Raw genomic sequence first — 7298 nt, 5'->3', positions numbered from 1 at the left:
AAATCCCTCCTGCGAATACGCAGTAAACGATGAGGTTTTATTGAGCGGCCGGTACGGGGGATCAATATAAACAAATGAGCTGCTGGTGACATACTCAAGGCAGGTGGTAAAATCACCCTGAATAATGGTGGTATGCGTAAGAAGATGTGATGCCCGTATCAGGTTTTTTTCCTGAACAATATTTGGGTTTTTATATTTCCCAAAGGGCACATTAAATTCTCCCCTGGAATTGAGTCTGAAAAGTCCGTTAAAACACGTCTTATTCAGGAATAATAATTGTGATGCCCGTTTAATGGTATGACTGCCATAAGTTTCATAATCAAACGAAGGTTTTTGCCGGTTCAGATCATCACGGATCTGATAAAAAAGGTCCAGTTGGAGAGCCTCGTCACGGGTGTCATACATCTCCTGTAAATCACTTAAAAGTCTGATGAGAGCGGTGACATCCTGTTTGACAACTCTCCAGGTCAGAATTAACTCGGGATTGATATCACAGATGACAGATTCTTTGATGGGATAAAGTTGTGCAATATAAAAAAAGACTGCACCACCACCAACGAATGGCTCAATATAGCTGACGAGGGCATCGGTCTCGAGAGAGTGTGGAAAACGGGAATCAAATTCATAGAGGAGCTGACTCTTTCCCCCGGCCCATTTAAAGAATGGCTTTGCATACTCATCCTCTCCTTTCGAGCGTCTGCCGCGAAGTGACCGGATAAGGTGCTGTCGATCCTGTTTCATAAACCCTGTAGTATGTGACCCTTCGAGGAGATAATTCGGACGGATTATAACGATGTGATTCACATGTATAACGAATGAAGAATTTTTTTTTGTCTCCTTCTGGGCCTGGTGGTAAGCGGCCTTATTCTGGCCATGCCCGGATCTATCTTCATATCATGGGAGATTCAGGCAACGGCGGCTGTGACGATACTTATGGTTATCTGGTGGATTACCGAGGCAATCCCTATACCGGCAACCGCTATGGTTCCGCTCGTTGGTTTTCCTCTGCTCGGTGTATTAAGCCCGGCTGAGGCCTCGGCACCGTACGCAGATAAAACCATATTCCTCTTTCTTGGTGGATTTATTATCGCCGCCGCTATGCAAAAATGGAACCTACACCGGAGAATTGCCCTCTCCATCATTCTTCTGACCGGAACAAGTCCAAAACAGATCATTCTGGGCTTTATGATTGCAACCGCATTTATATCCCTGTGGATCTCAAACACGGCCACGGCGATGATGATGATCCCGATTGCTGTTGCCATCATCGGAACGATTGGGGTAGACGCATTTCGGGAAACATCAGGTGAGGAGGGAGGTCTTGACTTTGCGAAGGCTCTTGTTATCTCTATCGCATACGCCGCATCAATCGGGGGCCTTGGAACTATTATCGGCTCCCCGCCAAATGGGATATTTCTTGCCCAGTTGAAGACACTCTTTCCAGATGCACCCTCCATCGGGTTTGTAGACTGGATGGTTTTTGGCATCCCGCTTGTTGCAATCTTTATTCCGCTCACCTGGCTCTGGCTGGTGTATGGTCCGTTCAGGCACCTTCCGTCAAAACTTCCTCATAGCCGGGAGATCATCAGTGAAGAACTTCGAAAACTTGGTAAGATCACACCTGGCGAGCGGTGGACCCTGATTGTTTTTAGCATGACTGCTCTGATGTGGATCTTTTCCTCGACGAAAAAGATCGGTGATATCACAATACCCGGACTTGATATACTGTTTCCCGGTATTGATGACTCAACGATTGCGATGTTTGGAGCTATCCTCCTCTTCCTCCTCCCGGTGAGTATCAAAAACCGGCAGTATACCATGGACTGGGAATCCGTGACAAAGATTCCCTGGGGCATCCTTCTTCTCTTTGGCGGGGGGATCTGTCTTTCAAAAGGATTTATCAAATCCGGCCTTGCAGATGAACTGGTAAAGCATTTGACCGGACTTTCAATACTCAATGCATTAATTATAGTGTTTCTTGTTGCGATTCTGGTCTCATTCCTGACCGAAGTGACTTCAAATACTGCAATCGCCTCGGTAATGATGCCAATCCTTGCAGTCACATCGGTCAGTCTCATGATAAATCCAATCATTCTCATGCTTACGGCTGCCCTGACTGCATCGCTTGCTTTCATGCTGCCGGTTGCAACCCCGCCAAATGCGGTTGCCTATGGTACCGGCTACATGACGATGCGGGATCTGATGCAAACCGGTTTCATTCTGAATATGATCGGTGTTCTCCTGGTTACCATATTTATGTATACCGTCGTACTCTGGGCTCTGGGAATAACCTTTGAACTTCCCTCCTGGGCAGTTGCACCATAAAAAATTAATTTTTAATGTGATTATTTCATTAAAAATGTTATAAAGACTTTTTTACAGGTTCATCTGAAAAAGAAGAAACTACTTAAAAACAGGGACACGAGGTACTGAGAGGTTCACAGGGAATCAGACCAGTCATGAATGAACAGGAGTCATCATGAGGCGGATTCATCTGTGACAGTTTCTACAGAGAGCGTGTTGTCCAGGGTGTATAATGGAGGTATCACGTTTAAATCGTATTATTTCAGCGGCTGTGGTTTTCCTTCTGGTGCTGTCCGGTTGTGTGTATGCAGACCGGCTTCCCTCACAGGTGCCTGAAAATCAGAAGATCAGTATCTCCACGATCATCGATGTTGTCGGGTTCGTATCTGACAAATCGTATATGTCATGGACGATCGATGACTCTGAAACACCGGTTACGACTGCACAACTGACCGGAGGCAGCGGATCCAATCCGACAATCCTGACCACAGAACAGGTGCGGGCACTTGCTGCTGCAAAGTCATCTGTTGCAGGACTATCGTACTCGGTCGGTTCAGGAAATCAGCTCTATTCACTTACCGTACCTGATTATCTCCTCAATGATCTGGCATTACCCGACATTGCCCCAACTGATCCCTGGTGGGGGAAGACCTGGCAGTCGATTCTGAATACTCTTGATGCTTCATCATATTCAAAGACCCAGGATACGGAATATGGCAGTATCCATGACAGTAGATTAAATCCAGGTGAATCGATTGCTATTGTGACATTCTCTGACAGCATTATGACAAATGGTGGTCATCTCATGCTCAACAAGGACCTTGGCTTTGACTCACAGAATAAGGGCAAAGGGCTTTCTAACCTGGAGGTTGAGAAAGTGCTTTCCTATGAGAGCATCGACGGGTCATTCCTTGTCGGTAGTGAAGAGTGGAGCCTTGATGTCGCGGGTAATTATGCAAATACCGATGATTCTATCAGATGTGTCTTTGCATCGGCAAAGGAGAGTGTCATTCCCGCATTCTGTAATGTGGTACAGGCAAAGAGCGAACTTATCAACTTCAACAGCGGTCAGGTTTCCACAAAAGGATCTCTCCGGGCTGTTGCAGCAACAAGTGATGTTCCGGCCGGTCTCTTCTATCAGATCGCCGTCACTCCGATTCCTGGTTCCGGCTCCGGATTTGCAGAAGGAACTGTTAAGACTGAATTCGCTGGCTCTATAATGGAAGCCCGCGGCAAATCAGACATTCCGTCTACAACGAACCAGTGGTCTGACAAAACTACGGTATCTGGTGGTATCAAGAACTTCCAAAAGACGTTTGGGTACGAATCCGGTGTTACCATCTAATCCTGATTCAATCAGGATTTGCCTTTTTTACCTGCATTCAAAACCGCTTTAGAAAACCGGATATAAACAATCTGTAAATCATTGAATATATCACCCCGGCTTGTATATCGCGTAGTGATGCGTGGATCGGTCTGTTGTTTCTCTCATTCATGGCAATCGGAGGATGGACATTTGAACAGACGATGCCAGTCGTATCGGTTCCTTCCGTTTCGATTTTATCAATATCAGGGGCCTTGATCAGACAACGGCACCCTCATACGCAACTATCAATTCCGGGGAAAAACGGTCATTTCAGCGACAAATGAGATTGTGCAGGATGACATCGTCGGTATAGGAAAACAGCATCGTGATATAAGCGCGCTGAATACCGCCGGAACAATCGCCTGGTGGTAGCGGCTAACAGTATCGATATCACCATTCCGGATCGCCTCGCTTTGACCGTCCTGTAGGGTGATGCCAGGTCATATTGTCTCAGGGATAAGGGGAGTGTGCAACAGTATGCAACCCCGCGGGTATCCGGGGATCTGGCAATAACCACCACCATGCTGCACACGAAGAAGGGTGTATGGCCTTATCTCAATAGAACCAGATCTTTTCAGAAAAAAAAGAATAATTAGAGGTTCAATTTTATTTTATTTCCTTTGAGCCGGATAATATCCAGTTTTTTCAAATCCTCAACGACCAGTCTGACATACTCATCACTTGGTATGTCAAATCTTTCCAGTTTCCGAGGTCCATCAATCTCTTTATCAGGGATCTCATCCTTGGCTCTGATAAGATCGTCGATGGTCTCCGCTTTTGTACGATTTATAAGATAGATGAAATAATCAACAACCGACCGCTTTGATAGTACTGATTTAATTATCTGAACAAAATCTTCTTCTGACATGTCATATTTGCCCAATTCTTCACGCAGTTCATCAAGGGAGATCCTGAATATGAGCTCAGCTCCGGCATGAACAAGATAGCGCGATAATAACGTTATTTTATGGATTTTTGTGATATTGAATGATTCAAGTTCTTCATCCTTTGGGAGGAGGATGACCGGTGGAGAACAAACATAGATGAGTTCATCAGCCGGGATAATCTTTTGAAAGACTAACTTTCCATCCTGATAATCGACTACCTTATTATTGAGAAGTACCGTATACCGCACTAATTCTTCAAGCGCTGATGTTATTTCCTCCTCATTGAGGACCTGATGTGGTTTACGCTTGTATACAACATCTCCCACGCTCTTTCCTTCCAGGTTCTGGAGAGAATAATTCCGTTCAAGAGAGAGCTGGGCGAGTATCTCCTCCACCTGATGCAGTTCCTGCTCTATCTCATTCATCCAGTTATCAACGGATTCATCATCCAGATCTTCCTGTTTATCATCTTCTTTCCTCCTGTTGTTATCTTCAAGTTCGTTCTGTAATTCTTTTTGGCAATAGGTAAAATAGGAGACAAGATTGTCATATGTGCCGGAAACAAGAAACCGGAAAGAGGAATCTGAAGCGGATTCAATCCTTGAAGATACGCCATTTTTACGTAAATATTTCACGAATTGTTCGGCTTCTTCCTGACTATAAAAGGGAAAGGTATGACCTAACATGATACATCACAGATCTTGTTTTTGAGATGATAATGTAATGACATGCCTTTTGTTATACCCGTCATACCCTCCTGTGATCAGAAAGGCATGTTCATGAGATCTGATGAGAAACTCTGTTCTCCATGTATAATCCGGCCGTAAAACCGGTCATCCTGTTCATATCTTCCCTTGCCTCATTTCTGGTTCCGTATACAGTATCTTCATTAAATGTGGCACTACCGGCCATTGGCTCTTCGTTTGGTCTGGATGCGGTAACCCTGGGCTGGGTTACGACTGCATATCTTCTTATCGCAGCGGTCTGCATGCTCCCTTTTGGTAGGCTTGCCGACATATATGGAAGAAAGCGGATTTTCATTCTGGGCAACATACTTTTTGCATGTGGTTCACTTCTTGCAGCCTTGTCATGGACCGGGAATCTCATTATCATTGCTCGGATGATTCAGGGTCTTGGCGGGGCGATGGTATTCTCAACGTCTATGGCTATTGTGACCGTGGTTTTTCATCCGGGTGAACGCGGGCAGGCTATAGGCATTATCACCGCAACGGTATATGCAGGCCTATCCCTCGGTCCGGTCATGGGCGGATTTCTGACACAGTTCTGTGGATGGCCGTCAATATTTCTTGTAAACGTCCCGCTTGCCATTCTGGTCGTTATTCTAACCCTCATCTATCTGCGGGATGAATGGAGTGAGCATGAAAAGACCAGATTTGATTCTGGTGGAGCCGTTCTTTATGGATGTATGCTTATGGGCATTATGTATGGCCTTACGGTTCTTCCTTCTCCATTCGGCCTGATATGGATAGGGCTGGGACTGGCAGGAGGTTATTTCTTTGCGAAGTGGGAACAGCAGCAGGAAAAACCCCTTATCAGGTTATCAACCTTCAGGACTAACAAAACGTTTCTCTGCTCCAATATTGCAGCCATGATCAACTATGCAGTGGTATTTGCCGTCGGGTTTTTAGTAAGTCTGTCACTCCAGTATAATCAGGGTCTGGACCCGGCAACAACCGGTATGATTCTCCTTGCCCAGCCTCTTGTTCAGACGGTGATATCCCCCCTGGCCGGGAAGGCATCAGATTCGGTGGAACCTGCAATAATCGCAACCCTTGGGATGGTTATGACGACCATCGGCCTGGGAATTCTTCTGGTTGTATTACAATCCCACGCAATTGTGTGGATTCTTCTGGGTCTTGCAACCCTCGGTCTTGGATATGGATTATTCTCCTCACCAAATACCAATGCAATTATGAGCTCGGTTCAGGTTGGTGATCTGGGAATGGCTTCAGGGATGGTTGCAACCATGCGGTCAGTCGGACAACTTATCAGCCTTGCAATCGCCATGATGGTCTTTTCTCTGGTTATCGGAACCGTTCAGATAACACCTGGTGTGTATCAGCAGCTGGAGAAAAGTATCTCAATCATTTTTATCATCTTCATAGCACTTGGGATTCTTGGCATCATAACATCATATATACGGGGAACGGTCAGGAACGGGAAAACAATGAACTAATAAGAGAATAAGCCTTATAAAACCCATTCATACCCGTGATTTTTCAGGTATTCCCGCCGTACCTTGTAATCCGGCATCAGCCGCTCAACCAGACTCCAGTACCGGGGGGAGTGATTCGGGTGGATTTTATGAGCCAGCTCATGGACGATGACATATTCGATGATATGACATGGTGCCATGCACAGTCTAAGGTTGAGGATGATGCTTCTTGGTGTACATGTTCCCCATTTTGTCTTCTGGTCCCTGATTTTAATGGGAGGAACGGGAATCTGCAGGATGTCTGCATATCTGGTAAAAACCGGTTTTGAAAACTTATATAACTCCTCTGCAAAATACCCGGAAATAATCTCTTTTATTGTTTTCTCTTCATAATAACGGGTATATTCTCCCGGGATAGTGATAATGAGTTCATCACCGGATCGCAAAAAAGGAACACCCTCTCCACGTCTGATTCTGATGGTGACTGATTCTCCAAGAAAGGGAAAGATCTCTCCATCCTCATAAGTCCTTTTTGGAGGAAGAGGGCGTGTACTCGCAATGGTAT

The 7298-nt window shown here is 45.5% G+C and carries 6 protein-coding genes; 3 read left to right on the top strand and 3 right to left on the bottom strand.

Annotated features, from left to right (window positions below):
• The coding region (locus tag PLA23_RS08575) for a DNA adenine methylase (protein WP_324474868.1) at positions 1 to 741 on the bottom strand (741 nt) is incomplete at its 3' end.
• Between the two features lie 81 nt (positions 742 to 822).
• On the opposite strand from PLA23_RS08575, the gene PLA23_RS08570 reads away from it, so the two are divergent.
• The gene (locus PLA23_RS08570; protein ID WP_324474869.1) at positions 823 to 2325 is read left to right on the top strand and encodes an SLC13 family permease; all 1503 of its coding nucleotides are present in this window, start codon (positions 823 to 825) and stop codon (positions 2323 to 2325) included.
• Positions 2326 to 2536: 211 nt separating this feature from the next.
• Positions 2537 to 3649, top strand: a complete 1113-nt coding sequence (locus tag PLA23_RS08565; RefSeq protein ID WP_324327733.1) for a hypothetical protein — start codon at positions 2537 to 2539, stop codon at positions 3647 to 3649.
• A 613-nt stretch (positions 3650 to 4262) separates the two neighbouring features.
• On the opposite strand, the gene PLA23_RS08560 is transcribed toward PLA23_RS08565, so the two are convergent.
• Complete coding sequence (locus PLA23_RS08560) at positions 4263 to 5192, bottom strand: RNA-binding protein (RefSeq protein ID WP_324474867.1); 930 nt, start codon at positions 5190 to 5192, stop codon at positions 4263 to 4265.
• Between the two features lie 173 nt (positions 5193 to 5365).
• Between PLA23_RS08560 and PLA23_RS08555 the strand changes: the two genes are divergently transcribed.
• Positions 5366 to 6754, top strand: a complete 1389-nt coding sequence (locus PLA23_RS08555; RefSeq protein ID WP_324327729.1) for an MFS transporter — start codon at positions 5366 to 5368, stop codon at positions 6752 to 6754.
• 14 nt (positions 6755 to 6768) lie between these two features.
• On the opposite strand, the gene PLA23_RS08550 is transcribed toward PLA23_RS08555, so the two are convergent.
• Positions 6769 to 7298 (bottom strand): M48 family metallopeptidase (locus PLA23_RS08550; RefSeq protein WP_324474866.1); only part of this gene is annotated, 530 nt, incomplete at its 5' end.

The organism is Methanospirillum sp., assembly GCF_035406105.1.
In the GTDB taxonomy this organism is placed as follows: Archaea; Halobacteriota; Methanomicrobia; order Methanomicrobiales; family Methanospirillaceae; genus Methanospirillum.
This window is presented reverse-complemented; position numbering and strand designations above follow the sequence as displayed.